General features: G+C 57.4%; 14 protein-coding genes. 4 read left to right on the top strand and 10 right to left on the bottom strand.

Annotated elements, in window-relative coordinates; translation table 11 throughout:
* The first annotated feature begins 22 nt into the window (after positions 1-22).
* The 4 genes from DC3_RS23680 to DC3_RS23665 are packed head-to-tail and all read left to right on the top strand — an operon-like array spanning position 23 to position 9,790.
* On the top strand, positions 23-1,765 hold the full coding sequence (locus DC3_RS23680; protein ID WP_146889263.1) for a hypothetical protein: 1,743 nt from the start codon (positions 23-25) through the stop codon (positions 1,763-1,765).
* On the top strand, positions 1,762-3,462 hold the full coding sequence (locus DC3_RS23675) for a hypothetical protein (protein ID WP_146889260.1): 1,701 nt from the start codon (positions 1,762-1,764) through the stop codon (positions 3,460-3,462). The genes DC3_RS23680 and DC3_RS23675 overlap by 4 nt, the downstream gene beginning before the upstream one ends.
* Positions 3,459-8,651, top strand: a complete 5,193-nt coding sequence (locus tag DC3_RS23670) for a DNA translocase FtsK (protein ID WP_146889257.1) — start codon at positions 3,459-3,461, stop codon at positions 8,649-8,651. The genes DC3_RS23675 and DC3_RS23670 overlap by 4 nt, the downstream gene beginning before the upstream one ends.
* Positions 8,648-9,790 carry a cysteine desulfurase family protein gene (locus tag DC3_RS23665; RefSeq protein ID WP_146889254.1) on the top strand — a complete coding sequence of 381 codons (1,143 nt, stop codon included), beginning with the start codon at positions 8,648-8,650 and terminating at the stop codon, positions 9,788-9,790. Before DC3_RS23670 ends, DC3_RS23665 begins: the two co-directional genes overlap by 4 nt.
* An 88-nt stretch (positions 9,791-9,878) precedes the next feature.
* Here DC3_RS23665 and DC3_RS23660 read toward each other — a convergent pair whose 3' ends face one another.
* The 10 genes from DC3_RS23660 to brxL all read right to left on the bottom strand — a co-directional run bounded on the left by DC3_RS23660 (position 9,879) and on the right by brxL (position 26,676).
* A complete protein-coding gene (locus tag DC3_RS23660) occupies positions 9,879-11,021 on the bottom strand; it encodes a DUF8808 domain-containing protein (RefSeq protein WP_146889251.1) in 1,143 nt (380 codons plus the stop codon).
* 171 nt (positions 11,022-11,192) lie between these two features.
* Positions 11,193-12,386, bottom strand: coding sequence for a hypothetical protein (locus DC3_RS23655; protein ID WP_146889248.1), 1,194 nt, complete (start codon positions 12,384-12,386; stop codon positions 11,193-11,195).
* A gap of 68 nt (positions 12,387-12,454) precedes the next feature.
* A complete protein-coding gene (locus DC3_RS23650; RefSeq protein ID WP_146889245.1) occupies positions 12,455-12,637 on the bottom strand; it encodes a hypothetical protein in 183 nt (60 codons plus the stop codon).
* A complete protein-coding gene (locus tag DC3_RS23645) occupies positions 12,612-13,022 on the bottom strand; it encodes a DUF2283 domain-containing protein (protein WP_146889242.1) in 411 nt (136 codons plus the stop codon). Before DC3_RS23645 ends, DC3_RS23650 begins: the two co-directional genes overlap by 26 nt.
* Positions 13,019-16,267: a UvrD-helicase domain-containing protein gene (locus DC3_RS23640; protein WP_146889239.1), complete on the bottom strand. Its 3,249-nt coding sequence runs from the start codon at positions 16,265-16,267 to the stop codon at positions 13,019-13,021. The genes DC3_RS23645 and DC3_RS23640 overlap by 4 nt, the downstream gene beginning before the upstream one ends.
* Positions 16,264-18,912: a PD-(D/E)XK nuclease family protein gene (locus DC3_RS23635; protein WP_146889236.1), complete on the bottom strand. Its 2,649-nt coding sequence runs from the start codon at positions 18,910-18,912 to the stop codon at positions 16,264-16,266. The genes DC3_RS23640 and DC3_RS23635 overlap by 4 nt, the downstream gene beginning before the upstream one ends.
* 18 nt (positions 18,913-18,930) lie before the next feature.
* Positions 18,931-20,955 (bottom strand): 3'-5' exonuclease, encoded by a 2,025-nt coding sequence (locus DC3_RS23630; RefSeq protein ID WP_146889232.1) that lies wholly within the window; start codon positions 20,953-20,955, stop codon positions 18,931-18,933.
* Complete coding sequence (locus DC3_RS23625) at positions 20,952-22,433, bottom strand: hypothetical protein (protein ID WP_146889229.1); 1,482 nt, start codon at positions 22,431-22,433, stop codon at positions 20,952-20,954. The genes DC3_RS23630 and DC3_RS23625 overlap by 4 nt, the downstream gene beginning before the upstream one ends.
* A 227-nt stretch (positions 22,434-22,660) precedes the next feature.
* On the bottom strand, positions 22,661-24,511 hold the full coding sequence (locus tag DC3_RS23620; RefSeq protein WP_146889226.1) for a DEAD/DEAH box helicase: 1,851 nt from the start codon (positions 24,509-24,511) through the stop codon (positions 22,661-22,663).
* A gap of 143 nt (positions 24,512-24,654) precedes the next feature.
* Positions 24,655-26,676 (bottom strand): protease Lon-related BREX system protein BrxL, encoded by a 2,022-nt coding sequence (brxL, locus tag DC3_RS23615; protein ID WP_146889223.1) that lies wholly within the window; start codon positions 26,674-26,676, stop codon positions 24,655-24,657.

Below are 26,676 nucleotides of genomic sequence, written 5' to 3'. Positions count from 1 at the left end.
TGAACTTTCTGGGGGTGCATCCATGACCAATCCCTTTGTGGCCTACCTCAACCGCTACACCACCGCCTCTCCAGAGCATGAGGCCGCCTTTGATGAGTTCACTTCCAATTCCAGAGTGGACGGCATTGAGCCCCTTTCGCTGGACACTGAAGTTGGACGGAAACTCTTTGAGCTTTTTGATCAGGACCATCCCCCTGCCGTGATCCTCACCGGGAACGCAGGAGACGGCAAAACCTACCTGTGCCGCAAGATCATTGAAAAATTCACAGGCCAGAAGTTTGCCGGCTGGGACCGGGATGCGGTCAAACAGGATTTTTACCGCCAGGGGCACCCCCTGAGGGTCATCAAGGACCTCTCTGAGATGGGGATTGAGTCGTCAGGGGTCGTCCTGAAGGGTTTGCACCGCCGCCTCCTGGGCATGCCCTCCATGCCCTTCCTGATTGCGGCCAACGAGGGACGCCTGAGGGCACAGCTTGCCTCACTGGGCCTTCCTGAGCTTCAGGCCGAAGTGGATCGCCAGCTGCAGGAAGGTCCTGATCCATCTAAACCTGTGCTGGTCATCGACCTGAACCGCATTCCCACCTCCAGCTACATTCCTCAGGTTCTCAGCTGGATGACCGATCCTGACAGGTGGGAAGCCTGTGGAGGCTGTGCCGCGAAAGGGGACTGCCCCATCCTGCACAACGCTCGCAAACTGCAACAGCCGCGTATTCAACAGCGGGTCCTGAGGCTTTACGAGGTCCTCGAACACCTGGAGCACCACATCACCGTGCGGGATCAACTGGTGCACATGGCCTTCACCGTCACCGGAGGCCTGAGTTGCCAGAAGGTCCGTGCGCAGCGAGGGAAACCCAGCGAATGGCGCTCGGTTGCAAGGCAGTACGCCTACTACAACAACCTGTGGGGGGAGGCCGCCACAGAGACGTTCCGCAAGAAAGCCACCGCCCTGAAACTGATGAACCGGCTGGATGTGGCCGGGCAGTCAGTGTTTCAGGTGGACCACTTCATCATCAGTGACCATCAGGCCAGTGAACAGCCGGAGTACCGGCAGGTGTTCGAGCCTGCCATTGATCTGGGGCACACCCTCTTCCAGCAGGAGAGGGCCAGTTACCTGCTTGGGGACCAGCTGGAGCAGGCTGTGGACTTTGTGAAAAACTGGCTTCCCTTTTGCAGGCGCAAGGTGTTCTTCGAGTGGCACGATGAGGACGCGGTGCTGGGGCTGCTTCCATTCCAGCACCTCGGGCTTTACCTGAAACTTCTGGAAGACAGGAAGCACACCCTGAAGGCCTGGCAGGTGCGCAAGATGGTGCTGGGTTTGAACCGGGCTTTTTCAGGGCTTTTTGTGCAGGAAACCGACCACCTGTACGTGACCTCCCACTACGGTCAGGGGGCGAGGACCAGCATTCCCATCATCCGCCAGAAGATTCCTTACGAGCAACTGGATCTGGAAGTGAACGCTGAAACGCAGAATTTCATGCCTGCCCGTCCACAGATGACCCTGCAGATCACCAATGTGAAACTCAGCCCGGAGCCGGTCCGCTGGAAGGTGAACCTGCTGCGTTTCGAGTACGTGATGCGCAGGGCGTCTGGCGGAACCTCCAACGTGCTCTCTGAGGAGTGCGATCTGGACATCCGCCACCTGAAAGACGAACTTCTCACCCGCTTTCAGACGGGTCCCACAGGAGACCACATTGAGTTTTTTGAGTTGACCGGCAGCGGGTACCGCCCGCAGGTCCTGAGGCTGCCACAAGAGGTGGAGGCATGAGCATGCAGCGGTATGGCAATTATGACAGTGCACCCAAACAGTACCCGGTGAGCGCCTACATCTGGGGCCACCGTTTCCGCATCGGGCAGGACCCGATGGAATACCTGCTGGAGTTCTTGAACGTGCTGTACGGCTTTGACTATGAGCTTGGACGGGGCATCTGTGACGGGGAAAAGCAGGACCGAAAAAGCCTGGGGTTCAAGAAGGCCACCCGTCTGGGCCTGAGGCGTTTCGTGTTCTACTCGGACACCGAGAAATCCCGGCATCCCAGAGACGACTTTGCCCGGAAGCGTCTGGAGAACAAGCTCCGCCAGTCGGACCTGATCAGACTGAACCCCACCCCTCTGGGCATGGACTCAGGATTTGACCCCGTGGAGTCCGCCAAGTCCCTGCTGAAGTCTTTCACCGCAGTGGAAAGCAACCGCTCCTGGTTTGCGCGTGCCCTGTTCCCGGCCCATGAATCCTTGTTGTTCTGGGAGGCGTTGCGCAAGAAGTCCAAAACCGAGCGCATCTCTGAAGACGAACTCCACCAGATTGAGGACCATGAACTTGACCGGGGGATGGAATTCACCGCCGCCAACTTCTTTGTGCGTGGTGGGCAGCTCTATTACCTTTTGCTCTCTGCAGGCACCAGGCAGGACCCACAACTTGCCTGCTCCATCACCTCCCGCCTGAAATTTCTGATGAAAGACAGCCAGCCCAGCATCGGGCAGCTGGCCCAGTTCATTGACTCGCTCTGGCAGAATGAAAGTCCGTCAGAAGAGCTTGAAGAGGAGGACCCCGAAGAAGGCGGCAAGGGGAGAGGCTACCTTGGCTGGATTCCCGAACCCGATCAGGCGTTCTGCCACCAGATGGCTGAAGACGTGAACAAACTGCTGCACGCCGAACTGGACGCCACCGAACTGCTCACCCTCTTCTCGTACCTGATGGCCTTCCAGATCACCCAGTACATCTACCACCGTTCGCTGGTGCTTTCCGGCAAAACCGAAATGCTCCCCAGGCTCCTTGTGGACCTGCTGGAAAACAGCCGGGACAGCAGCCTCAGGCGGGCCTCTGCCGTGCAGTTCAGAGAGCAGGAAAGCCAGATCCGGGTTGCCGTGCAGTGCCATTTCGAACAGGAACTGCGAACGCTGTTCCCTGGAGGCACCAGCTGGATGGAAAACCTGCGGAAGTTCATTGACCACCTGGGAGACCATTATCCAGTCAAAAAACAGGACCTCTCAAATCACCAGACGGACCTTGAGGCCCGCTGGAGCAAGATGACTGGCGATAAAGGGATTGAGGCACAGCGCAAACTCTTCCAGGACAGGCTGGAAGAACTCCTGATGGGTGACTTCAACAAGAATTTCGAGGGGGTGCACCGCAAACTCGCCAAGTACTGCGGCTTTGTGGCCCCTCTGGTGGGCACCCCTCAGCGCTACGTGCTGCAAAACAACCTCCTGAAAACCCTGGTTTACGCCAACCTCGGACCTGCAGAGCGCATGGAGTTCACCGAATTTCTCTCGCTCCTGTACCAGAAATACGGCCTTGTGGTGGGCCTGTCTCAGGCCAGGGAGTCCGGGCTTTTTGAGCGCCACCGCCTGAATGCCGAGTATTACGAAATGAACCAGAACATGCTCTTGCAGAAACTGAAAAACGCCGGGCTGGCCCTTGAGTTCTCGGATGCCACCGCCATGGTGCAGGGAGGTCAGGCATGAACACCATCACCCGTGCCCTTGTGAAAGCCATCGAGCATCAGGTGGTTTCAGCGCAGAGCAAAGCCAGAGGTTTCATCAAAATCGAAGGCTTTGACGACAGCACTTACCTGGAACTGCTGCAGGCCCTCTCCAGCACTGGATTTCAGCTGGGTGGAAAACGCATTCAGGTGAGGACCACCAGCCCGGTCAGGGGTTTTGAACGTCAGGCAGTGGAAGAGAACCGCTCGGCGACCTGGTACCGCAACCACGTTGAGGAAGACGAAGTGCTGCTGCTCATCATGAACGTCCCCACCTCGGACGCGCAGAGCCTGAAAAACATCTTCACCATCGATGAGGCAGCCCTGACCTCCAGCAAAAACGATGGCGGACTCAGGCAACTTTTTGAGGCGGCTTTCACGGGCCACCAGCTTGCACCGGAAGACTGGGCCCTGATGACCACGTTTCTGTCCCGGCTGGAAACTTTACGCAAGCCACAACTGCGCGACCTTGCCCGTTTCCTGACCGAGGTGAATGACCTCCTTGCACAAAACCCCGGATTGAAGCTGAAAAAAGCCATCACCCGTGCCCTGCCCCACCTGGGACTGTTCCGCTGTGAGGGCCAGAGTGAAGTGATCGGCACCGCAAAACAGGACCGGCTCCTGAAAAGCATTCTGCAGGTGGCTTCGCTGGGTAGTGAGCACATCGAGCCCAGCAAGCAGAAAACCTACCTGGAGCTGATCGAGGACAACCAGTTCAATTTTGAGGACGAAAGTGCATCTGGAGGCCTCACCCCGCAGCAGAAAGCGGAGACCCTGCGTCGCTTTCTGGCCGAGCCCTTGCATGGAGAAGACCTGCTCAGGGCCTTGCAGCTCGACTGGGACGAGGTGCAGTTTGCCCTCTCAAAACGGGCGAAGATCAGCAAGAAAGACGCACGGAAAAACCTTGCAGAAGACATTGAACTGGCCCTCACCGGACGGGACGTGCGGATTGAAAGCCAGAGCGAGGCCCTGAAAAACATGCTTCAGGACCTCATGGATGGCAAAACACCACAGGTCGAGGACATCGAACAGGTGCTGGACGATCTGGCAGATGTGCTGGACAGAAAAATCCTGCAGGCCCTGCGCAAGGAGCGGGGCACCCGCAAACGGGAGGGGCGTGATTTTCCCATTGAGGTGGCCCGCTGTGCAATGGAGCTGCTCGACCCCACAGACCGGACGGACGGGGAGAACCTGACCCTCAAAATCTCCTTCAAACCCGAAAAAGGCAAGAAGGAACCCTCCAGACGGGCCTTGCAGGCGTTCCGTGCCCTGTACGGGAACATCCACGAGGCTTTGCCTGCGATCACCTGGGATCTGGGAGCCCTCTGGGACATCACCCCGGTCTGGAATGAGGAACTCGATCCCAAAGATCCGGAACCTCCCCGTTCTGAACTGCTGTTCAAGGTGGAGGTGAAAGGTCCAGGTGGGGAAAAAGGGCAGACCATGGATCTGGTGTGGGTGTACGAGCCAGACGATGTGAATGCCACCACCCACGGGCAACTGCTGCACATCATTGAGCACCAGCAGCAGTTCATTCCGACCTACACCGTGCCCAGAACGACGGGTGGACAGGGCATCGACCTGGAGTCTCCCCTGAAAAGCCTGGGAAATTACGCTTCCAGCGGGACGTCCATCGACCAGCCTTTTGTGCAGGAGGTGCTCGGAAAGCATTACGGCATGCACAATGCCGGGGCTGTGGACCTGCAGGACGCCATGTTGCACCTGCTCGACCAGTGGAAGGCTTTTGTGGGCCTGACTTTGCAGTCGGGCCTCAGGCGCATCAATGTGTACCGCCTGCTGGAAGCTTACGAAACGCTCCTCAGCCTGTCCATTTTGCACCTGTCGCGCCACACGCTGGCTTCCCGTCAGGCTTTTCCCTGGCTCAACCGGGCATGGATGGTGGAACTCAGGGACCACAGCGGGCAACTGGTGATGCCCTTTTTGCACCCTTTAAAACTCCACTGGTGGGTGGAAAGAAACCAGCAGTTGCACACCCTGATCTGGAAGCTCCTTGACCCCCACAAGCCTGTTGAGGCCGTGGATTTCAAAGGGATGAGGGAAGATCTGGACCGCCTGCACGCTTCAGCCAGTTCACCCGCAGTGCTGGCCCACCTGCCAGAAGGAAGGCTGAATTCGGAGTATCTGGTGTCCATGCAGGAACATATGGGGTTTGAGCTGTACAGTCCCCTGCAGGGAGAGAGGCTTTCCCGGCGCTCGGACACCCGTGTGGATGCGATGATGGCGACCCGTTCCCTGATCAAGGTGATCGAGGATTACCTGGAAACCTACCCCTTTGTGCGAGATGGGGTGGACATCTACCTCTTGCAGTGCAGCAATGCGGCCCTGCCCGGAGTGCTGGCAGATGAGCTCCTGAAGCTCTCCGAAAAACGCAAATGGAACCTGAAATTCAACCTGACCGTGCACACCCTGGACAACGGGGTGAGGCTCCATCAGGCGGTGAACGAGTGGATCGCAGAACACGATGAGGAGACGGTTCCCCTCTCTGGCAGCTATTTCCCGGCAGTGAACCTGCGGGTGGTGCAAGGGCCTCTCCTGGACCTCGTGCAGGGCCTGACCGAAACCGATCTGGCCATCCTGGCCGATGTGCTCTCCGAAAAAGGCCAGAAGGTGGAAGACCTTCAGGACCAGGACACTGAAATCCTGGCCCTCTCTGGATACGCCCCCCAGTTTGCCAGTCAGCCCCTGCCTGTGAACCGGGACGAGCTGGACCGGCAGGTGCAGCTCACCCCCCGCTGGAAAACAGCTTTGTTGCTGGATTTCTACCGCATGCAGCATCTGGTCCACCGCAAGGGCGGCAAACTCTGGGGAGAGGGCATGGATTTCCAGCTGCGCATCACCCTGGAAAACTGGGAAACTGAACTGAAACAGCTCCATGAGCACTTCAACTGGGTGGTGTGTTATGACACCACTGTGGACCGCTACCTGCTGGAACGGGGTTTCCCGCAGGCCGTGCAGGTGATCCGGTACTCGCTGGGCCTCGGTCCACTGAAACAGCACAAGATGACCGTTTCATCTTCCAGACAGGTCAGGGACGTGGTGGTCCGCAGGCTTGGGAGCAACCTCGGGCACCAGTTGCTCTCTGGCTTCGAGAGAGGGACCCTCACCCAGCTTGCAGAAGCGATGGTGGATTATGCCCGCAATGTGTCCGGAGACATCGTGCTGCGTGCTGCAGGCCCTGGTGCGTACCTCAACGAGATCATTGGACTGGTGACCGCTCGATTCCGCATCGAACAGGAGCTTGCCGGCCTCGCAGAGGAGATCCATCTCGACACCTGGCTGTACCTTGATGACTTCAGGCACTGGTTCAGGGACAAGATGCCTGATCTGCTGCATGTGCGGCTCCACCAGACTGTGGACAGACAGGTGAAACTGTCCATGCGGGTGGTGGAAACCAAATGCGTGAGCACCGACCACTTTGACCGGGAGGCCAGGGACGCCGAGGTGCAGGTGGCCCGTGGGACTGAGCGCATCCTGCAGATCTTCCGGCCCCAGAAAGTCCATCTGGATCACGCGTACTGGTACAACCAGCTTTACCAGGCCCTCGCTGGCAACATGGAAATCACCGGCAGGGAACTCTCCCTGTGGGAGGACTTCCGCGAGGCCCTGAGGACCGGACGCTTTGAACTCTCAGTGCAGGGACAGACCTGGATTTTCTGCCACAACGGACCTGGAAACCCAAAACTTGCAGAATTCAAGACCTCGAAACAGGACTTCGAGACACAACTGGCCAGCACCCTCGGGGTGACCTTCACAGCCCGCCATTACAGCCGAACGGCCCTCCGGGAAGCCCTGCGTGAGATGGCCGCCACCCGGAACATCGACATTGAAGAGCATTTGTGGGAAAGGCTGGAGCGGACCCCCGAGGTGGAGCCTGAACCTGTCGAAGAGTCTGCCTGGGAACCTGACCCCCTCCCCATTCCAGTTGCAGTTCATGAGGCTGTCTCTACGCCATCTGCACCTTTCAGGGCCAGTGAAACCACCGTGATGGTGATGCCTCCCCCTGAAGTCGTGAAAATGGAGGAGGTGCAGGACACCCCGAACCCTGCCCAGGAACGCCTGCAGGTGTGGCTGGAAGAACAGGCCCGCAAACTGCAACGCCTCTTAAGGGACTACAACCTCGGGGTGTTCCCGGTGAACCCCAAAGAGGCGGATGTGGGCGCGGCCATCGTGCGCTTCAAGGTGCGCCTACGCCCTGGAGAGGACCTTGCCAAATTGCAGAAGCAGGCGGTGAACCTGCAGCGGGAAATGGCCCTGCCTTCCATCCCCTTCATCGACAATGTGCCCTCAACGCACTTCATTGGGATCGACATTCCCAGAGCAGAAAAAGAAACCATTCCGTTTTTGCCTTTGCTGGAAACTTTGCCCTCAGGTCAGCCTGGGACCCTCCCGGTGGTCCTTGGACAGAAACCCGATGGGCAGATGGTCACTGCAGACCTTGCCACCTTCCCGCACCTGCTGGTTGCCGGTGTGACCGGATCAGGGAAATCGGTCTTTCTGCGCAACCTGCTTGTGTGCCTGACCGCCAAACACACCCCCGAGCAGCTGCAACTGATGATCGTGGACCCCAAACGCACCGACTTTGCGATGTTCGGAGGGCTGCCCCATCTGATGAACGAGGGCAAGGTCCTGCTCGATGCCCGGGTCGCCCAGGAAAGACTCCTTGCCCTGATCCATGAGGAAATGCCCCGCAGACAGGACATCATCGGGAAGGCCAGGGTCTTCAACATTCAGGAATTCAACCGTCGTTTCCCAGAAGAGGCCCTCCCAATGGTCGTTGCAGTGATCGACGAGTACGCACAGCTGCTGACCGTCATTCCCGACAAAGAACGCAAGGCTTTCGAGCAGGACCTGATGAGCCTCGCCCAGGTGGGTCGCGCACTGGGGCTGCACCTGATTCTGGCCACCCAGCGGCCCAGCACCGATGTGGTGACGGGCGTCCTCAAAGCGAACCTGCCCACCCGGGTCGCCCTGAAAGTCACCACCAGCATCGACTCCCGGGTGATTCTGGACCAGCCCGGAGCAGAAAACCTGGTCGGCCATGGGGACATGCTGTACCTGGAGGCTTCGGGCAAGGTGACCAGATTGCAGGCCCCCTTGATGTCATCTGAAGAACTGGAAGACTTCCTGTCCCCGATGAGGAGGGACCTGTGACGGTTTACCTGGATTTCAGTGCCTCCACCCCCTGTGATCAAAGGGTGGTGGAGAGGATGCTGCCCTTTTTCACGGAGCAGTACGCCAATCCTTCCAGCACCCTGCACATGGCAGGCAGGCAGGCCAAAAAAGCAGTGGAAACGGCCCGTGAGCAGGTGGCTGAACTGCTCGGGGCCTTTGCCAGCGAAATCATCTTCACCAGTGGGGCCAGCGAGAGCAACAACCTGGCCCTGCTGGGGGTGGCGAGAAAACACACTGGGAAGCGCCGCAAGATCCTCACCACCACCATCGAGCACAAGGCCATTCTGAACCTTGCTGCCCCTCTGGCCCGTGAAGGCTTTGAGCTGATCCCCCTGCCCGTCACCCGCACAGGCCGCCTGGACCTCGAAGTTCTCAGGGCCAACCTTTCAGACGAAGTTTTGATGGTCAGTGTGCAGGCCGCCAACAACGAAATCGGGACTTTACAGGACATTCCTGCCATCGCAGAACTTGCCCACGAATCTGGGGCCTACATGCACACCGACGCCACGCAGTATGTGGGACAACTTCCGCTGGACGTGATCGACTGGGATGTGGATTTGCTTTCACTCAGCGGGCACAAGCTGTATGGACCGAAAGGCGTGGGAGCCCTGTTCATCCGGGGAGGGGCTGCCGGCATCCCCATCGAGCCCCTGATTTACGGTGGAGGGCAGGAATGGAACCTGCGCTCAGGAACCACCAACGTGCCCGGGGTGGTGGGTCTGGGCAAGGCAGCAGAAATCACCCGTCTGGAAGGGGAAGAGATCCGCACCCATCTTGCAAACCTGAGGTCTCACCTGCTTTTTCAAATGCATGGACTCGGCTTGAAAATCAATGGTGATCCCGCTCACTCGCTTCCCGGTGTTGTGAACCTCATGTTGCCAGATCTGGACAGCGAAGTTCTGATTGCCCACCTCGCAAATTATGCGCTCAGTAATGGGTCTGCCTGTCGAACCGGCGCACTGGAGCCTTCTTACGTGATTCAGGCGCTGGGGTACACGGTGCAGGAGGCTTATCGGGCACTGAGGATCTCGCTGGGCCGCAGCACTTCATTTCAGGAGGTGGAGGGGTTTGTGGAAACCCTGAAAATGGAGGTGCTGGGCCGCTCAGCCCTTCTTTGAGATCACCTGTTCTGGCTCGCTGTAACTGTCCACCGTAAACTGTGAACTTCCCAGACAACGTTTTCAGCTGAAGGCTGAAAGCTGACCGCTAAACCAGCACCCTGAAGCGCTCTGCCTGCCGGAAGTCCGCCACCTGCAAACTCATGTGGGTGACTTCTGCGGCAAGTCTGCCTGTGTCCCAGCGGGTGAGCCCGAAGCGTTTCAATGCATCTTGTTCCACCTGGCGGCTTACGTTTTCCCCTTCCCAGTACGCTTCAAAGAGGTGTTGTAACCGCCGTTGGACAACTTCTTGATCCTGCACGTTCACCATGCGGTCCCGCTTCACGTGACGGTTGAAATGAGGGTCTGCGGGCAGCAGGTTCCACCACTCATTGATCGGCAAGATGGACATGGGAATCAGGTGATCCACGTCGAAATCATCGGGTTTGAGAGGTTTTCTGGACCAGGGGCAGCGGTCCAGCAGACCTTCCAGCATCAGCACCCTCAACTGGTTGCGTTCGTAAGACAGGCTGGTTCTTTCACTTGGGGTCACCATCAGCAGGTTGAACGCATCTCCGGTGGTGCAGGGTTCCTGCCGCATTTCTCCCACAAATTTTGCCCATTCCTGCAGGGTGAGGGCTCCAATCAGGATGGAATTCTCCTGCAACTCGCTCCAGATTTCTGCTGGCACTGGAACACAGGTGTCCGTGGGATGGCTTTCAGGGAATGGGGTGACCTGCTGGAGGCCCCTGAGTTTCTCAGGCTTCAGGAACAGCGAATGGGACTCGCCCACGCCAGAATATTCGATGGGCTTTTTGACAGCCACCATGAGGTCCTTCAGAACCTGCTGGTAGAGGAGGGCAAGACGTGGAACCGTGTGCCTGGCGTCCACCTGCACCATCTGGTGCACCAGATACCCTCCCGCCGGGTCAGATCCCAGAAGTCCATGGCTTTCCACCAGATGCCTGAGGTCCGTCAGTGACCTGCGAAAAGAGATGTCCTGCCTGACCACGCCATCGCGCACGGTCACAGGTCCCTGCAAAACAGGTTTCTGTGGGTCACAGAACGCCCAGTAATACGACAGCCACAGTTCAGCAATTTTCCTGAGGGGAATGGCAATGTAAGGCTCTGGGACCCTGAGGGCACAGTACCCGAGGGCAAGATCGTTCAGCGCCCGCACCAGGGCAAATTTGTAGGTGTTGGTCTTGGTCTCCTGCCTGAGCAGGAAAGCCAGGGTGCGGCGGGCGTTCATGACTTGATGGTATCAGGATGGGAAGCACAAGAGTCTTGCGTTCCAGTAGGCTCTGTCAGAGCCAGGGGCCAGTGCTGGGACGGACACTTCAGATCGTTCATGAAAGCTCCGAAAAGCCACAGGAGCATTTATGTTTCTAGAAACTGATCTGTCCTTTAAATCGTTTATTTCTTAGAGGAGCAGACGCAGGACCCCCAGATCTGAACTGAGGTACAGGGTCTTTGGATTCCCACTGCAGGCATCCAGGTAACGCAGCTGGCCCAGCAAAGGTTCATCAGAGAGGACGTATCCCCTTCTCTTGCTGTTTTCAGGGTACACCGTAAGGGTTTTCCACAGGGCATCGAACACCACCACAGACGAGGGGCACTGCACAAAGCTGAGCAGTCCGGCCTGATGGTACACCTCCTGCAAGACAGCGGCTTCTGGGAGGGTTTTCACCAGCTGGTCAGGCGTGGGAAGGGGCAGGGCTTGCTGGTGGGTCAAATCCTGATGGGTGCCATACAGCGGACCTGTCTGCCCCTGGAAAAGGGCCCAGTGCTCTTGAAAGAAAGCCACTGCAGCCACCTGCATCTGTCCATCGTCCGATGGATAGACCACGAACCAGTCTTCTGGGCGAGGCAGTTTGCGTGCTGGCTTGCCAAACACTTCTGGAGCAAACCCGGTGTCCACACTGGTCAGTTCGAACTGCAGGTCCCCCACATTGTGAGAAGGCACCACCTCCATGAAGAGCAGGTTGTCCACCCACGCCACCGGACGGTTGGGGACATGCACCTGCTGTCCATTCACAGGGTTGATCAGCAGGTAAGATTGCTCATCGATGTGTTGCACTGCACCAGAACTCACCTCGGTGTACCCACGGACCAGAAGGGTGTGTTTCTGGTCCTGCAAAAAGGAAAAAGAGCAGCGGCCACAGCTTTGCAGTTTCACGGGCAACAGTCGCTGGTGGTCATCCAGCACCAGCGCTTTCTGCTCTGTCCACACCACCACCCACCCTGCCTTTTCTTCTGCCCACAGCGTTTCTTGTTCTGTGGTTTTGAGTGATCCCAGAATGCTGAGGTCCCAGGGGTCAAGGAGCACCCCCTCTCCTTCACGTTCCAGCACCAGTGCTGTTGGGTAGGCCCTGTAGAGTTTCCCGGAGACCTGCGCAGGAGTTGAAAAGTGTCCAGTGGAGGGCAGGAATTTTGACACCATCAGGGTGTCCCCCATGTCTTTTAACCGCACGAGGCCTTTGGGGTGCCCCAGCTGATACACGGATTTGTACTCACTGGTTTCTGCCAGGGGACGGGTGTCAGGAAGCAAACTGAGCACCTCAGCATGGGCGATGACACCACAGGCCATCAGCAAACACATCCACAGTCTGATCAAGATTGCTGTTCTCCTCTTGTTGGTCAAGATACAAGGGCTGCAAGCCCGGCGGGTTTTTGGCATGAGGTTTATTCTTCAGCACCCACAACAGTGATGCTTTGGATTTCGCTGAGAAATTCATCCAGTTCTGGGTCCCCAGGGCGAACCTGATTCCAGAGTTGAGGGGAGAGGGAGTGGGTGTCCCAGAAGGTTGCCTCCTCTTCTGGAGTCTCAAAATCTGGAATTTCACTCCACTGGTGGATCGTTTTCATGGTCTGTTTCGCCAGGATTGCCATTTGGTGCGGTGAAGGGCCTGCCTCTCCACTGGCTGATCAGGGCAAGCCATTCTTCAGCTTCTTCGTCATTTATAATGCCAGAACTTTCCACAATGGCTTTGCGCAATCGGGCTTTTTTTGCAGGGTCCATGGGGACGACAGGCCCATCTGTGAGAAACCGGGGTGGGATGGTGATTTTCCCGTGTCTTTGCAGGTGGGCCTGGAAATGCAGGATTTCGATGTCCACCACTTTGCGGTTTCTGGCCACATTGACCACATGGGAGCCGTGTTGAAAGGTGGAGTACACCTTCAGTCGACGAAGCTTCACGTACAGGGTATCTGCTACAGCATCAAAACGAATTTCCAGCATGGGCAGGTTCATGGGTTTTTCTCCCTGGATGCTGCTTCCAGATCCTCTTCCAGACCCACCGCATCCGGGCAGTGGCTCTGGTGCGGGCAGAAACGGCAGCTGAAGGCACTCGGTGTTGGGTCCAGTTTGCCAGAGCGCAAATTCGCAAGCATCCGGTCAATGTCCTGCAGCCCTCTCGCCAGTTCCTCTGCCCCGAAGGTGTGCAGGGTGTTGTGCCTGAGGTAGACCAGCGAGGCTTTTGGGATTTTCAGGTGGTGGCTGTACAGGGCGAGCTGAGGCAGGTGGTGCTCGGGGTCCATGAAAGAATCGGTTTTGTAGTCGATGATCCAGCCGTCCGTGAAGGCATCGATCACCCCTTCAAAGGTCATGCCAGCGTAAGGGATGCTGTAGGCCTGCTCACGGGTGAAAGGCAGGTTCTTGAGCTCCTGAAACGCCTCGTCTTGCAGGCTGGACACCAGACGGTACACCTCATGGATGACCGCAGGGTGCTCTCCCACAAAGTGGTTCTGGATGGCCTCAAAGCTGGTCCAGTCCTGCTCCAGTGCGGTGTGCACCAGGCCACCAATGCTTTTTCCTCTGAGAACGCGGGGTTGTTCAGCCCTGCTTTTCCATTGCAGGTTGATTCCCAGGATGCCCCGCAGGTACTGGTATTCAAAGGACCTGGGGCATTTCAGGTAGACCCCCACGGACGTGACAGGAAGGCTTTCTGGCAGCAGGAAGGGCAGGGGACCACCAGAACCTGCTTCTGAAGAGGAGGGACCTGCAATCAGGGGTTCGATGGGGTCCAGGGAGGGGATGTGGTGGGCCTCATAGCTGTACACCTCGTGGTCGGTGCCCGAGAGGGCCTTCATCAGCTGGTAATAGGGCCGTTCCTGTTTCTGGGTGAGGGGAAGCCCGAGGATCAGGAGGTCCGCTGCGCGGGTAAAAGCCACGTACTTCACCCGGATTTCTTCCAGGGTGCTGCGCCTCATCTGCTCCTCGTGCAGTTTGAGGTAGGCTTCGGGAAGCTCCAGGGTGTCGTCCGGGTGCCGGAGAGCCACCCCAAGATCACTGTCGATCAGCACCGGATCTTTGAAGTTCGTGCCGACGTGCAGGCTGTCCAGCAGAATGACCACAGGGAATTCCAGCCCTTTGGACTTGTGGATGGTCATGAAACGCACCGCATTCAGGGAGGGGGGAACGGCTTCAGGCACCTCCACGCCAGCTTCAGCCATGTGCTGCAGGGCCTGGGTGGCACTGAACACGTCGGTGTGGCCCTGTCTGTAAAGGTCCCGCAGCACCTCCTTGAAACGCGAGACATTCAGGAGCCGCCGCTCTGCCTCCGGGAGCTGGGAGAGCACCAGGGGGTAACGGGTTTTTTCGTGCAGCATTTCCAGCACTTCCACAGGGCTGCCATCTTTGCGTTCTGCCAGAACTTCCTGCAGCACCTGCACGATGTGCCGGGATGCAGGGTCGGCCTGCAGGGTGTGCCACAGGCTCTCTTGCATGTTGCGGGTCAGCCTGTACACCTCAGGGTCACTCAGCGTGAAACACGGACTTCTCAGCAGGGCAGCGAGGGAGAGGTCATCAAACGGACTGGCCAGAAACCGCAGGAAGGTGATTTGATCCTGCACTTCTGGGCGGTCAAAGAGGCCCATTCCCGATTCCACCACGTGGGGAATTCCGGCTTTCTTGAAGGATCTGAGGTAGGTGTCCAGACTCGTTTTGGCCCGGTACAGCACAGCAATGTCCTCAAAACGCACAGGCCTGTGAACCTGCGCTTTCCTGTCGTACACCTTAAACCGGCTGCGGATCAGGTCCTGGATGCGCAGGACCATCAGACGGCCTTCGGCGTCTCTGAGGTTCCCGACCCGTTCTCCGGCAATCACGTGCACTTCCACACTGCACTGTTCGGTTTCGGGCTTCTGCTGTCTGGCGGCCCTGAGGGGGCGCATCTCAACGCTGCTCGGGTGGTTGTGACCTTCAAACAGCACCTCGAACACCCGATTGACCACCTCCACCAGACTGTGGTGGGTGCGGAAACTGGTGTCAAGGTCCACCACGCTTCCTGCCTGACGGGTGTGGTCTGAAAGCTGCTGGATCAGGCGCACGTCTGACCCTCGAAAACCGTAGATCGACTGTTTTTCGTCCCCGACCACCGTGTAGAGGGTGCGTTCTGAGAGCAGGTTGCGCAAAATGGTCCACTGGGCAGGGCTGGTGTCCTGAAATTCATCAATGAGCAGCACCTTCCAGCGGTCCTGGTAGTACACCTGCACGTGGGTGTGCTGCATGGCCTGCCGGGCGTGGTACTCAAGGTCGGCAAAGCCCATCACGTTGTCCCTGACCGACAGGGCATAGCGTTTCTTGAGGGTTTTGCGGTAGGCCTGTTTCAGCTGAAAGAGGGCACGGTGGTGCCACTGCTCCTCCTCACGGATTCTGGCTGCAGCAAAGGTTTCCCTGAGCCAGGCCACGGTGTCATGCACCAGCACCTTTCCAGAGCCTGTCCAGTTGGGTGCGCGACCTGCACTTTTTGAGTAAGGCATGCCAAAGAAGCGTTCACTGAAAACCTTCGCATCCTGCACGTCCAGCACCTCCAGAAGCAGGGTATAGGTGGGATACAGGGGATCTGAGAGGTCCTTGCAAGTTGCCGTCTGGAGCATCTTCAGTCGGTGCAGTCTGGCATCAACATGTTCTTCCCAGAGGGCCTGAAGCCTTGCAAGCTGCATCTGCTCCAGCTCTTCAGGAGAGAGGGTTTCCACCTTGCCCAGGGCCAGTTCTGCGGTGAGGGGATCACCGAGCAGGGTTCTCAGGGCTTCAGAGAGCAGGGAATACGGCAGGTCTGCGTGGGTTTCAGGGTGCAGCACCTGCAGAATCTCGGGGAACACACTGTCCAGCCAGTTCTGAAAGGCCCCCTCTTCCAGCACCTGCATGTTGAAACTGGCGTCGCTTTCCAGCGGGTGTTCGCGGGCAATGCGTCCACACAGGCTGTGAATGGTGGAGATCTGTGCCTCCGGGAAGTCATCCAGCACCTCTCCCCAGTAGGCTTCATTCTCGGGAAGTTTGCGTTCCAGGTAGGCCTCCACACGGCTGCGCAGCTCACGGGCTGCAGCTTCGGTGAAGGTCACTGCGCACAGTTCCCTGGGTTTGAGGCCCTGTTCCAGCAGGTGGATGATGCGCTCGGCCAGAACGTGGGTTTTTCCAGAGCCTGCCCCGGCCTGGATCACCACATTGCCAGGAGCAGTCACGGCAAGGCGTTGCCTGGGGGTGAGCTGGGTCATGCCTGCCCCACTTTCACCCGGCAAAGGGCCCCGTAGTCACAAAATTTGCACGCCCCATCGCTGGGGGTCGGTTGAAAGTCTCCCTGAGAGAGCTGCTTCACAGTGTCCTCCAGAAAATCCATCACTTCCTGCTGGTGGGTTTCCCACACGTAACCTTTCTCCGAGTGTGCTGGTCCCACACTTCTGAGCAGGTGTTTTTCACGGTTGAGGATGCTCAGGTAACGGCCCAGGTTGCCCTTCACGGCCATCAAATACAGGGGGAGTTGCAATTCAAGCTTGCTGCCATCTGCCTTTCGCACTTCACTGATGTACCTGCGGCTCTTGTAGTCGATCACGGTGGTCCCATGTTTGGTCTGGTCGATGCGGTCCACAATGCCCCGGAAGGTGAAAGGGCCATTTTTCAGCTGAAGGGTATGCTCGATGTGAACCTCCAGTGTTGCAGGAATGCTGCCTTGCAGCATGAAATAATGGCTTTTCACGAAGTTTCTCAGGCTCTCCAGGAGTTCCCACCTTTGAAACGGCCAGTGGGGAAGAGGCGGGAGCTCACAGTTTTCCAGCAGGACTTTTTCAGCCCTGTCAAACGCTTCTGGCAATTCTGTCAGCAGGCTTTTGGGGTCAGGATGGGTGCCCAGATGGGGCCTGAGCAGTTCCTCCAGGACCTTGTGATAGAAGGTGCCCTCGGTGGACCGCTGCAGGGTTTTTTCCACCTCAGGAAAGGGAAGAAGTCCCAGCACTTTCTCGGCAAGCCACTGGAAGCGGCAGTTCCCAAATTTTGCGAGCTGTGAGGGGCTCCACACCTGGTTTGGTGGCACATCCACCTGCACCTGCCCGTGGTGGTGCGAGAACAGCAGTTTCTGACGGGACAATTCCAGACTGGCCCGCACCTGCACGACTTCATCTGGTTTTCCTGCCAGTCCAGCCTCCACTTCCGTAACGGGGAGGGGCTCAGGGAGTGAGGGAGCCGAATGAAACATGCGGCTGAGCGGAGACGCTTCCAGCGCACGCCCTTTGAGGTCAAAAAGGGGCCTGGAAAGGTGCAGCTTCAGGCTGGCGGCATTCAGACAGGCATGGAGGTACGCCCGTTCGGCATGCATGCGTTCCCCCTGGCGGATGAGTTCCACCCCGGAGCGCTCCCAGCGTTCCCGGATGTGATCGTCGAGGAGCACATCTGCAGATGGCCGCTGAGGGAACATCCCATCGCTGAGGCCAGGCACGAAAACATGAGGGTATTTGCGGCCACTCAGCGCAAGGGGTCCGGCAATCCGCACCCCGCGCTGGGAGTACACCGTGGGCACACCGATGTCCATGAAGTCCTCAATTAGCTCCAGACGCAGCTCCTCCAGGGTGAGGTTCCCCACGCTGGACAGGGATTCCAGAATGTCCAGCACACGGCTCACGGCAACAGCGGTCTGGTGGGTGCCGCGCACCGTGCGGCTGAGGCCGAGAAAAGCCAGGGCCTCGAGGATGGCTTCCCCATACGTTTTTCCCGAAGATTGGCCAGGCAACAGCAAGACACTTGCCTCTTCCCCCAGTTGCCAGCCAGAGAGCGTTTGAGGGGGCACCTGCAGCCGTTTTCGCTTCAGGCTCACCTCGTCTGCAAAGCGGCTCAGGGGATGCTGCAAGACTTCCAGCGCAGCGTGGTGCTCCCAGTGCTTCTGGTTCGCCCGGATCAGCGACAGCACCAGCCTTGCCGGATGGGTGTACAGCAGGGGCAGCATCTGGCCGCACAGGATCGGCAGGTGGTACCGCCTGCTGATTTCCCGCATCAATGGCAAATATGTGTCCTGATCGCGCACCACCACCACCATGTCTTCAGGAGGGGTGCCTTTTTTCAACAGGTGGTGGATGTGCCCCATCACATGCCTGACTTCTGCTTCTGGACTGGGAAGCACAGTGTGGGTGATGCCTTCGGGAACAGCTCCCGTGCCGTTCAGCAGGTGGTTTACCGCCAGGGTGCCCACCGTTTCACGCACCGAATCCCTGGCCTGCACCACCGTCCAGCCCAGCTGCTCCAGACTTTTCTGAGCGTTTTTTCCTTTGCGCAGGGCGCGGTGGCTGTCACTGGTGAGGGTGACCACACTTCCTGCATCACACACCCGGTTCAGCAATTCCACCTGTGCCCGGTCAAAATAAGGATAACCGTAAACCAGGTACCGTGTGTTTTCCGCGGGGTAGGAAAGGGCAAAGAATTCCACAGCAGCAGGGTCCGCCAGTTTGTGTTTTTGCAGGTGCTCAAGGTAAGCCTGATAGGTGAGGGCCACGTCCTTTTCTCGGGCCGTGCGGGCCACCAGGAGGGGCTTTTCAGGTGGAGTCGCAGCATGCATGAGTTCCGCAAAAATGCGGCCAAGTTGCCTGAGGGTGGGTCTGCTGAGGGGCAGGTAATTCAGGGACACCCCTTCCAGCACCTGCTGCAACACCTTGCGCCGTTCAAACTCCGACATCACCCGCACCCCCTCCCTGGAAAGCATGCGCTGGGAGAGCTGCTTGAGGGTGGTGGTTTTCAGGCCTGCACCTGAGGTCTTGCGCACAAAGCGCATGGAGAGCAGGTTGGTGGCAATCACCGTGGGAAAACCTGCATGGTTCTCCCGAACAAAATCCGCAAGGGCGGTGACATCACGATGAATCAGCAGGGTGCGCTCAGGCATGGTTTCTCCAGTGTAGGTTCAGTGGGCGACAGCAAATGACAGGAAGGGAGAGGGGTGACCGGTGTGTGTGATGAGCAGTTGCTCTCTGGCACGGGTGATCCCCACATACAGCAGTTGCCGCTCCATGCTGGAAATGCGGTTTCGATCCGCTTCGTCCTGGGCTTCTTTCATGGCGACTGGAGAGGGCAGGTGGCTTTTCCCGGCAGAGGCAATGACCACCGCCCGGAACTCCAGGCCTTTCGCCCGGTGCAAAGACCCTGCAGGAAGCCTGTTTCTGGGCACGTTCCCCTGCTGTTTCAGGTCAAAAACCTCAAGCCCGAGCTCTTTTGCCACCCGTGAAGCGATGGAAAGTTGTGCCGTGCGTTCCAGAACGGCAACATCACCAGGATGGTGGCCTTTCTGGATCAGTGAACGGATGAAAGCAGCAATCGTCTCCACCTGCTCCTGATCGCTCATGCACTGCACAATGCGTGGCTGTGGACCCTGCATGCTGGAGAGGGTGATCTCCCCATTCATGCCCATCACTTTTTCGGCAAGCTGCTGGATCTGTCGGGTGGTGCGGTAGTTCACTTTCAGTTTGAAGGTGTTGTTGCGGATGTTAATGCCGTGCGAGAGCCAGGTGCCCACCGCCTTGAAGATGCGCTGCTGTGGGTCCCCCACCAGGGTGATGTCCGATGGGCCGGGCCGCACCAGTGCCCGCAGGAATTCCAGTTCTGCTGGCCCGAGGTCCTGCGCTTCATCGGCGATCACGAAGTCGTAATGGGTTTTGCCACTCTCCTGGATTTGCCTTGCCGTTCGGGTGAGGAGGTGGGTGAAGCTGATCATCTCCCGCTCCTGAAGCCTGTTGAGCAGGGTTTCAAACAGGGTCCAGAGTTGTTTTCGCTGCATGGCCCCGAGTGGAGTGCCCCGTCCAGTTCGGCTGGCACTGCGGTAGGCCTCGAAGGTCCACAGGCCCTGCGCCTCGATCACCTGCTGCCACTCACTGAGCACAAAGGGAAAGTCAAAAGCACTGCCCCTGTCGTGGTACACCTCCGCGAGCAGGGGAAAAATCTGACCCGAATCCACAGCTTTTTCGGGGCCTTTGTAGAGTTCTCTGGCCGCTTTGTGCAGGTTCATCACTTCGATGTTTTTGAAGGCCGGGTCATTTCTGGGAATCACAAAAGGAAGTTGCTGCTCCAGCCTTTCAGCAAGCGTTTTGCTGAAGCAGGTCAGCAGCACGCACCTGTCCGAGTGGTTTCTGGCCAGGAAAGCCGCCCGGTGGAGGGCCACCACCGTCTTGCCTGTGCCTGGACCTCCGGTGATCCGCATGGAAGAGGAGGGCGTGGCTTGGGCCAGCCTTTCCTGCGCGGGGTGCAGGAAAACCATCCAGGTCTGAAAATCACTGCCCAGCGCCCCTTCAATCTGCCCATCTGCGACCTTGATGGGCATGCCAATCAGGGTTTTCTCGTCAGGCAGTTTTTCCCCGGAGTAAATGCGGATCAGGGCGTCTGCTGCATCCTCAGACAGGTGGTCGATCATCTCAGGAAGCTGCGACTCGGGCAGCGCTCGAATGTAGGGCCAGAGTCCTTCTGGAATCCCGAGCTGCTCCAGTGTTTTGTTGTCCAGAAACTTGAAAGGGGTGGGGCTTGCTGGAACCTGCGGAGACGCAGGAACCTGTCCTGTTTTTTCCTCTTTTGCTGCTTCCAGCACTGGCCTTTCCTGCACCGTGAACATCTGCACCCGATTCTGCTCAAAATCCACCCTGAATTTCTTGTTCTGTGCCCACTGGTAGGCGGCGTCATGGTGCCCCACATGCAGGTACACGAAGGTGTTTTTCTCCCGCAGCAGGATCACCCTCAGGTCCATATTGCAGGAAATCGAGTACAGGTTGGAGGTGTGGGTGTTTTTCAGGGGATGCAGGCGGTCCCCGTTTTTGCTGCTTTGCATCAGCATCAGGTCCTTCTGGAAGTCCTGGATGGACAGGCCCACAATTTTCTGGCTCTGGTGGTCGAGTTGCTGCAGGGCCTGGTAGTACGTCTGGGTCACCACGAACTGGTAACTCATCTGCCCTCCAGCGCCCTTTGCAGGTGGTGGGCCAGATCAGGCAGGTTCACCGGGAAGGTCCGGTGGGCTGCAGAGGTGACCTCACTGCTTTCCACCACGGCAACTTTTGCAGCGCTCCACAGCAGCAGGGCCTGGCTTCCCGTCACCTGCACCCCATCATGCAGGTCCACATGGCAGTCATCGGGTGCAGGGAGGCCAGCACCTGCCAGAGTGTGTGCCAGTGCATGCCAGCGGGGATCAAGCACCTCCAGAATCAGGAACCAGTTCTCATCGGTGGATGGTCTTGTGGAGGGTGGGGTTGCAGTGGGAGCATCTGCAGTCTTGCCGTACCTGTAGCGTCCATCGGGCAACCGCTGTGCAAAGGGCAGCAGGGAAAGGGCAGCTTCCAGTTGCTCTTCCTGCAGCATCAACACCCGGTTGATCTCCTGCACGGTCACCGGGGTGGTGGCATGCCTGAGGAACTGCTCGATGCGCTCACACGTTCGCGGATTTTTGAAGTACACCCGGTAACGTCCTGTCCCGGTGGGAAGCTCCCAGCGATGCACAGAATGCAGAAACGCTGCAAAGACCAGCCACGCCAGCTCTTTTTCACCCTCCAGATCAGGGTCGATGAGCTCCAGGACCTGCACTTCCCGGTGTCGGAAGGAGGCATACCAGCGGGTGAGGTTTGCGGTGGCCTCCTCGGTGGGCTGCTCCAGCCTGAGTTTGTTCAGCAGGGTGCGCAGTTTGAAGTGGGTGTCCACCTGTTCCCACGGGTCTGCACTTCTGGGCATCAGAGAAAGCAGTTCTTCTCTGGGCTGGGGCAGCAGGGCATCAAGCAAGCGCTGAACTTCCCTTTGCAGGTTCGGGGTGGCGAGGGCCACCTGTTGCAGGTCTGGGATTTGAACAGGGATCTCAGATGGATCAGCTTCTTCAGGAGCAGGTTCCCCTGGGGCTTCGGGAACCTCTTCGGACAGTTCTCCCTCTTCGCCTGCTTTTTCCTCAGGCAGCGGTTCAACAGGCAGCTGGACTTCTGCTGCTCCAGCAGGCTCTGGGCTTGCTGGGTGAATTTCACTGGCAGGTGTTCCACCCAGCAGAAACAGCAGGTCCTGCAAATCCTGAACTGTGACATCTTCATGCAAGGTCAGGGAAGGATAAATGGGGACTTTGCGGGCTTCTTCGAGTTCCTGCTGTGCTGCCTGCAGGTCCTTGAACAAGCCTGCAAGCTCTGCCCCCAGTGCTGGGTTTTGCATCAGGTGCAAGGCCAGATTGTCGATTCCATGGGTAAGAGCACCAATGCGGTTGGAAAGTTCTGCCACCTGCTCTGCTTTTTCTGTCTGAACTTTTGTGGTCTGCAACTGGCGCTCAAGCTGGTGAACCAATCCCTGCCACCGACTGCCTCTGGTTCGACGAAATTGCTGCCACTGTTGAAAGGCTCTGAGGTCTTCTTCATTCCCTTGAAAGCCGGACATCACATGTTGCAGGTTTGAAGTGGTCATGGTTGCTTACATCATACAAAGTTCATTTGAAGGTTGTGAATTTTCTTGCCAGATCGAATTTCAGTTACAAAAAGGATACATATGATGCAGCATTGAGGTGCGTCAAATCCTGTCGCGGAGAGATTAAGACAATGTTTTAAATATGAATTCTGCCTGGAGGATTGACCTTGGCATTTCCACTTTGTCAACAGGGAAATGCCTTATCATGCATTGCCTTTTCGAAAAAGTCAGGCAGTTCGCTGTCTGACCCTGGGTCTTGGAACATATTCCAGTTCACTCGGTTGCAACAGTTCCACGGCTGTTTTCAGTTGCTGGATCACTGGATTCAGCAGATCCGTCCCAGAAGCCAGCACATAGGCAGCACCTTTGGCACGGCTGAGCGCCACATTGACCAGACGTTCTGCATCTGGGTTTTTGTCTGGCTGCAAAAAACCACTGGACCCATCCACCACATCAAAAATCACAGAGTGGCGTTCACTGCCCTGGGCACGATGAACCGTGGAGACCATCACCTTTTCCAGTCTGCGCTGCCTGAGCAACATCCTGATTTTCAGGCGCTGTGCCCGGAACGGGGTGAGGATCACCAGTTCATCCATAGGGCAGCCGGCAAGCAATAGGGCTTCAGCCAGATCCACGGCAGTCAATGCAGAGGTCTCCCGGACCAGCCCACCCATGCCTTTCACCCAGTGGGCCTCACCTCGAACAGGTACAAAACCAAAGTGCTCTTTCCGGGGGGTCATGGGGGTCAGATAGGGACGGCGTTGCAGTTCCCAGCCCTCAGGCAAGACCCTTGCCACTTCAAGTTTTCCCTGATAGAACGTGCGGCTGATCACCTGACAGATGGGACGGGCCATGCGTGACTGTTCACTGAGGAAAAACACATGTCGGTCATTCATGTCACTGAAGCAAAACATGGACGTTCCCATCCATCGTCGGGCCAGGTCCTGTTTGGAGACGCAAACAGGGGCCAGCTGCTGGGGATCGCCTGCAAACAGGACCTGCTTCCCCAGGCTGACCAGAGACAGGGCGTGGGTGCAACTCACCTGGCTCGCTTCATCAAAGACCACATGATCAAAATGACCTGTGGGAAGTTCATCCCTGGTGAAAATGGCCCGCGTGGTGGTCATGGCCACCAGCCTGCTGTTTGAAACCAGTGCACGGGTGTCCTCTTTGAGGGCTTTGCGAAGGGCATCGGTTTTGTCTTTCCAATCTGCGTAGGCTCTGGGTTCACTTGGATCAGGTCGTCTTTTCTCCAGCTCAATCAATTGATCAATCAAATTCTTGTTGGCCGCAGGAATCAGGTGTTTGCGCTCCTGGTACATGGAAGCCACAAAACGACTTCCCATGCGGAAACATTTGCGCCGGATTTTTTCTGCCTGGGGAACTGAATCCTGAATGCTTTGCAGGGCACGGTCCAGTTCGGTCAGGGCGATGTCCACTGCTGTGTTGGTGCTGGACAGCAGCAGCACTTTTTTCTGGGTCTGAAGCAGCAGCTCTGCCAGAAAACGGCCCAGGGTGTGCGTTTTTCCCGTGCCAGGAGGCCCCCACAGAAAACTCCCTTTCCACTGCACAGCCTCGAACGCAACTTTCTGACCTGAACGCAACAGAGGATAATGCTCTGGTCTCAGAGAAGCATTGCGGTCAGGTTGCTGGTTGCGAAAATCTTCCAGCCACTTCAAGGATTGCCGGGCATGAACCTCACTGTCCCAGTAAGCGGCCAGTTGCTGCAGGTACTTTGCTGGATAGATCCTCAGGGTTTCTCCTGCTTCTGGAGGTTGCTGGGTGCAAAACCGCAAATGCAGGGTGTGGTTCTCACTGTCCACAGCCAGGACATCCGCCTGACCTGACTTCTGTTTTCCTGGTCGGTCCTGATTCAGGGTCCACCAGGCAGTGGCCCCTTCCAGGCTTTCATCGAGCGCCACCCCTCTTCTGGTGAGTTCGGTGTCCACCTCCACACTCCAGATGGAGCCATCCCGATATTTGCTTCTGACCTTGAAGTCAAAATGAGAGGGCACATCCTCCATTTCCTGTTTCAGGGCTTTGCGGATGTCTTGCCAGTCTGGAATGGGTTGAGGCATAAACAACTCTCCTTGAAGATGAATGTGCTTCAGTGTGGCATGACGATGCGACAGGTATTGACGCAAGTGGATCAAAATGAAAGCAAAGAGGCATGCTCTTTGCTCAAAATAAACCTGGATTTCTAACAGTAAACTTACTGAACTTACTGCACACCCAGTGCCTTGAAAACAGCATCGACCGGATCGCTGTAAAAAGACACCTGAAATTTGGCGAAGAGCTCTGGTGGGACGCTGGCAATGTCCACAGCACTGGACATGGGAATCAGGATGCGTTTGGCGCCTGCATCAAAAGCCACCTGCAAGGTGGTGGCGAAATTCTCCACCCTGGTGATCGTTCCCCCCACTGTCATGTCCCCCAGGATGACCATCTGGCTCTGGATGCTGCGGCCCAGGGCGGCGCTGCACAAACTGATGAAAAGGGGTAAAGCCAGTGCCCGTGCAGCTCCCGTGCCCTGCAGGTCAGAGAGGTGCAGCAGGTAATCGCTGCCTTCGGGAAAGATGGTTCCACTGATGCGGTTGCTGTTGGCCTTGAAGTATGTGAAGGCCACCCTTGCAGCGTCACTGAGGCTGGTGTGGTTGGCAAGGCCAGTGCGCACCAGTTTCCCATTTCCCTGCGCGGCCTGCAGTTCGATGCGGTAGACCCCTTGCAATCCTCCGTCTCCCAGTTGTACAGAAAACGCATGACCGGGTGCAGAAGGGCCATCTGGAATCAGGCTTGTACCGCCCATCTCAGGAACCGAGACGAAGTGCTCCTCCAAAGTCTCCTGATCGATGTAACTGAAGTGGACCGCATAAAACTCCATCCCACCAATTTTCTTGAGCTGTTCCTTGATGCGCCTGCGCACCTTCAGGGCGTAAACCAGGCAGTCCCTGACGTCCTCTTTGGTGTGGCTCCCATCTGGGAACAGCAGTTTGAGCAGCCCCGAGACGGTTTTTCTCACTGCGGTGGTGTCCCGCTGGTTGAGGTTGTTGCCCAGTCTGAAGTGCTTTTCGATGCTGTCGGCAAAGGTGCGTTTGCGCATTTCCCGGAACCACTCGGCCAGGTAATCCACAATCATGCCGTACTGTTTGGTGAAGCTCTGCGGATAGAACTTCGGGATTTCCCAGCCGGGAATGTAGGCATGAAACCGGTCAAAGAAAGCGGCATCAATCATGGATGTGGGGAAAGGAGAGAGCAGGTGACTGGTTTTCTGCAGCACCTCCACGCTCTGATCAATGTTCCCCACGAACACCATCGAAGCAGAACCGGTGATCTCCACCTTGCCCCGTGCAAAAGAGCCCGAGTTCATGTAGTCCTTCATGATCTGGATGGCGTCTTTGTCTTTGAAGTTGATCCCGGCCACCTCATCAAAGGCCACCACATCCCACAATCCCACCAGGCCCACCTGCCGTTGCGATAGGTTGTAAAAGAGGTTTGCCACGGTGGTCTGGCCCCCCGAAATCAGTACGGCGTTGGGGCTGACCTCTTTGTACAGGTGGCTCTTGCCCGTGGAGCGCGGCCCGAGTTCACAGGAGTTGTAGTTGTTCTCGATCAGGGGGATCATGCGGGCGATCAGGTGCCACTTGGCGTTTTCTTCAAACGCGGTGGGCTCCAGGCCCACACTTCTTAAGAGCACATCCATCCACTCTTCCCGGTTGAAAAACCTGCGTCCCTCAAAGAGCTCCTGCATGTCGATGGCTGGCATCTGAATGGGCTTGAGTTCTTCCAGCACAAACGGACTGGGCAGAGAACCCGCCTCATAGGTGATGCGCAGAATGCACCAGATGCCTCCCGCCAGCAGCTTCTCGTACTTGAGCACATAATCCGGGTCCACCTGAATGCCGGACACCCCCAGACTCATCAGTTCCGCCTGGTAGATGTCGGCTTTCTCGTTGAGCTTGACGGTCACCCGGTCAATGATGGTGTAACGGCCCAGTTCGCGGATTTTGCTTTTGACTTTCTCGGCCTCGTCTGGGCGCACGTAGTTGTCAGAGAGGATCTTCTTGACCCGGCCCACCCCCTCCTGGATGGCCAGATCATCGTTGGTGGCACAGTACATCCCGAGCAGGTATTCCAGCACGTAAACCGGAACGTTGGCTCCCTCCTTGATCGATTGGGTGAGGTCCTTGCGCACCACCTTGCCGGGGAAAGCGTAATTGAGTTTGTGGTTCAGGTCGTGGTTCAT

The sequence above is a fragment of the Deinococcus cellulosilyticus NBRC 106333 = KACC 11606 genome (assembly GCF_007990775.1).
In the GTDB taxonomy this organism is placed as follows: Bacteria; Deinococcota; Deinococci; order Deinococcales; family Deinococcaceae; genus Deinococcus_C; species Deinococcus_C cellulosilyticus.
Note: the sequence above shows the minus strand (reverse complement) of the source record. Positions and strands in the feature narration are given on the sequence as shown.

Excerpts from the sequence above, each read along its gene's own strand:
- DC3_RS23620 (WP_146889226.1), bottom strand. The coding sequence starts at position 24,511 with ATGCCTCAACCCATTCCAGACTGGCAAGACATCCGCAAAGCCCTGAAA.
- DC3_RS23675 (WP_146889260.1), top strand. The coding sequence starts at position 1,762 with ATGAGCATGCAGCGGTATGGCAATTATGACAGTGCACCCAAACAGTAC.
- DC3_RS23635 (WP_146889236.1), bottom strand. The coding sequence starts at position 18,912 with ATGCCTGAGCGCACCCTGCTGATTCATCGTGATGTCACCGCCCTTGCG.
- brxL (WP_146889223.1), bottom strand. The coding sequence starts at position 26,676 with ATGAACCACGACCTGAACCACAAACTCAATTACGCTTTCCCCGGCAAG.
- DC3_RS23625 (WP_146889229.1), bottom strand. The coding sequence starts at position 22,433 with ATGACCACTTCAAACCTGCAACATGTGATGTCCGGCTTTCAAGGGAAT.
- DC3_RS23670 (WP_146889257.1), top strand. The coding sequence starts at position 3,459 with ATGAACACCATCACCCGTGCCCTTGTGAAAGCCATCGAGCATCAGGTG.
- DC3_RS23640 (WP_146889239.1), bottom strand. The coding sequence starts at position 16,267 with ATGACCCAGCTCACCCCCAGGCAACGCCTTGCCGTGACTGCTCCTGGC.
- DC3_RS23630 (WP_146889232.1), bottom strand. The coding sequence starts at position 20,955 with ATGAGTTACCAGTTCGTGGTGACCCAGACGTACTACCAGGCCCTGCAG.
- DC3_RS23650 (WP_146889245.1), bottom strand. The coding sequence starts at position 12,637 with ATGAAAACGATCCACCAGTGGAGTGAAATTCCAGATTTTGAGACTCCA.
- DC3_RS23660 (WP_146889251.1), bottom strand. The coding sequence starts at position 11,021 with ATGAACGCCCGCCGCACCCTGGCTTTCCTGCTCAGGCAGGAGACCAAG.
- DC3_RS23680 (WP_146889263.1), top strand. The coding sequence starts at position 23 with ATGACCAATCCCTTTGTGGCCTACCTCAACCGCTACACCACCGCCTCT.
- DC3_RS23645 (WP_146889242.1), bottom strand. The coding sequence starts at position 13,022 with ATGAACCTGCCCATGCTGGAAATTCGTTTTGATGCTGTAGCAGATACC.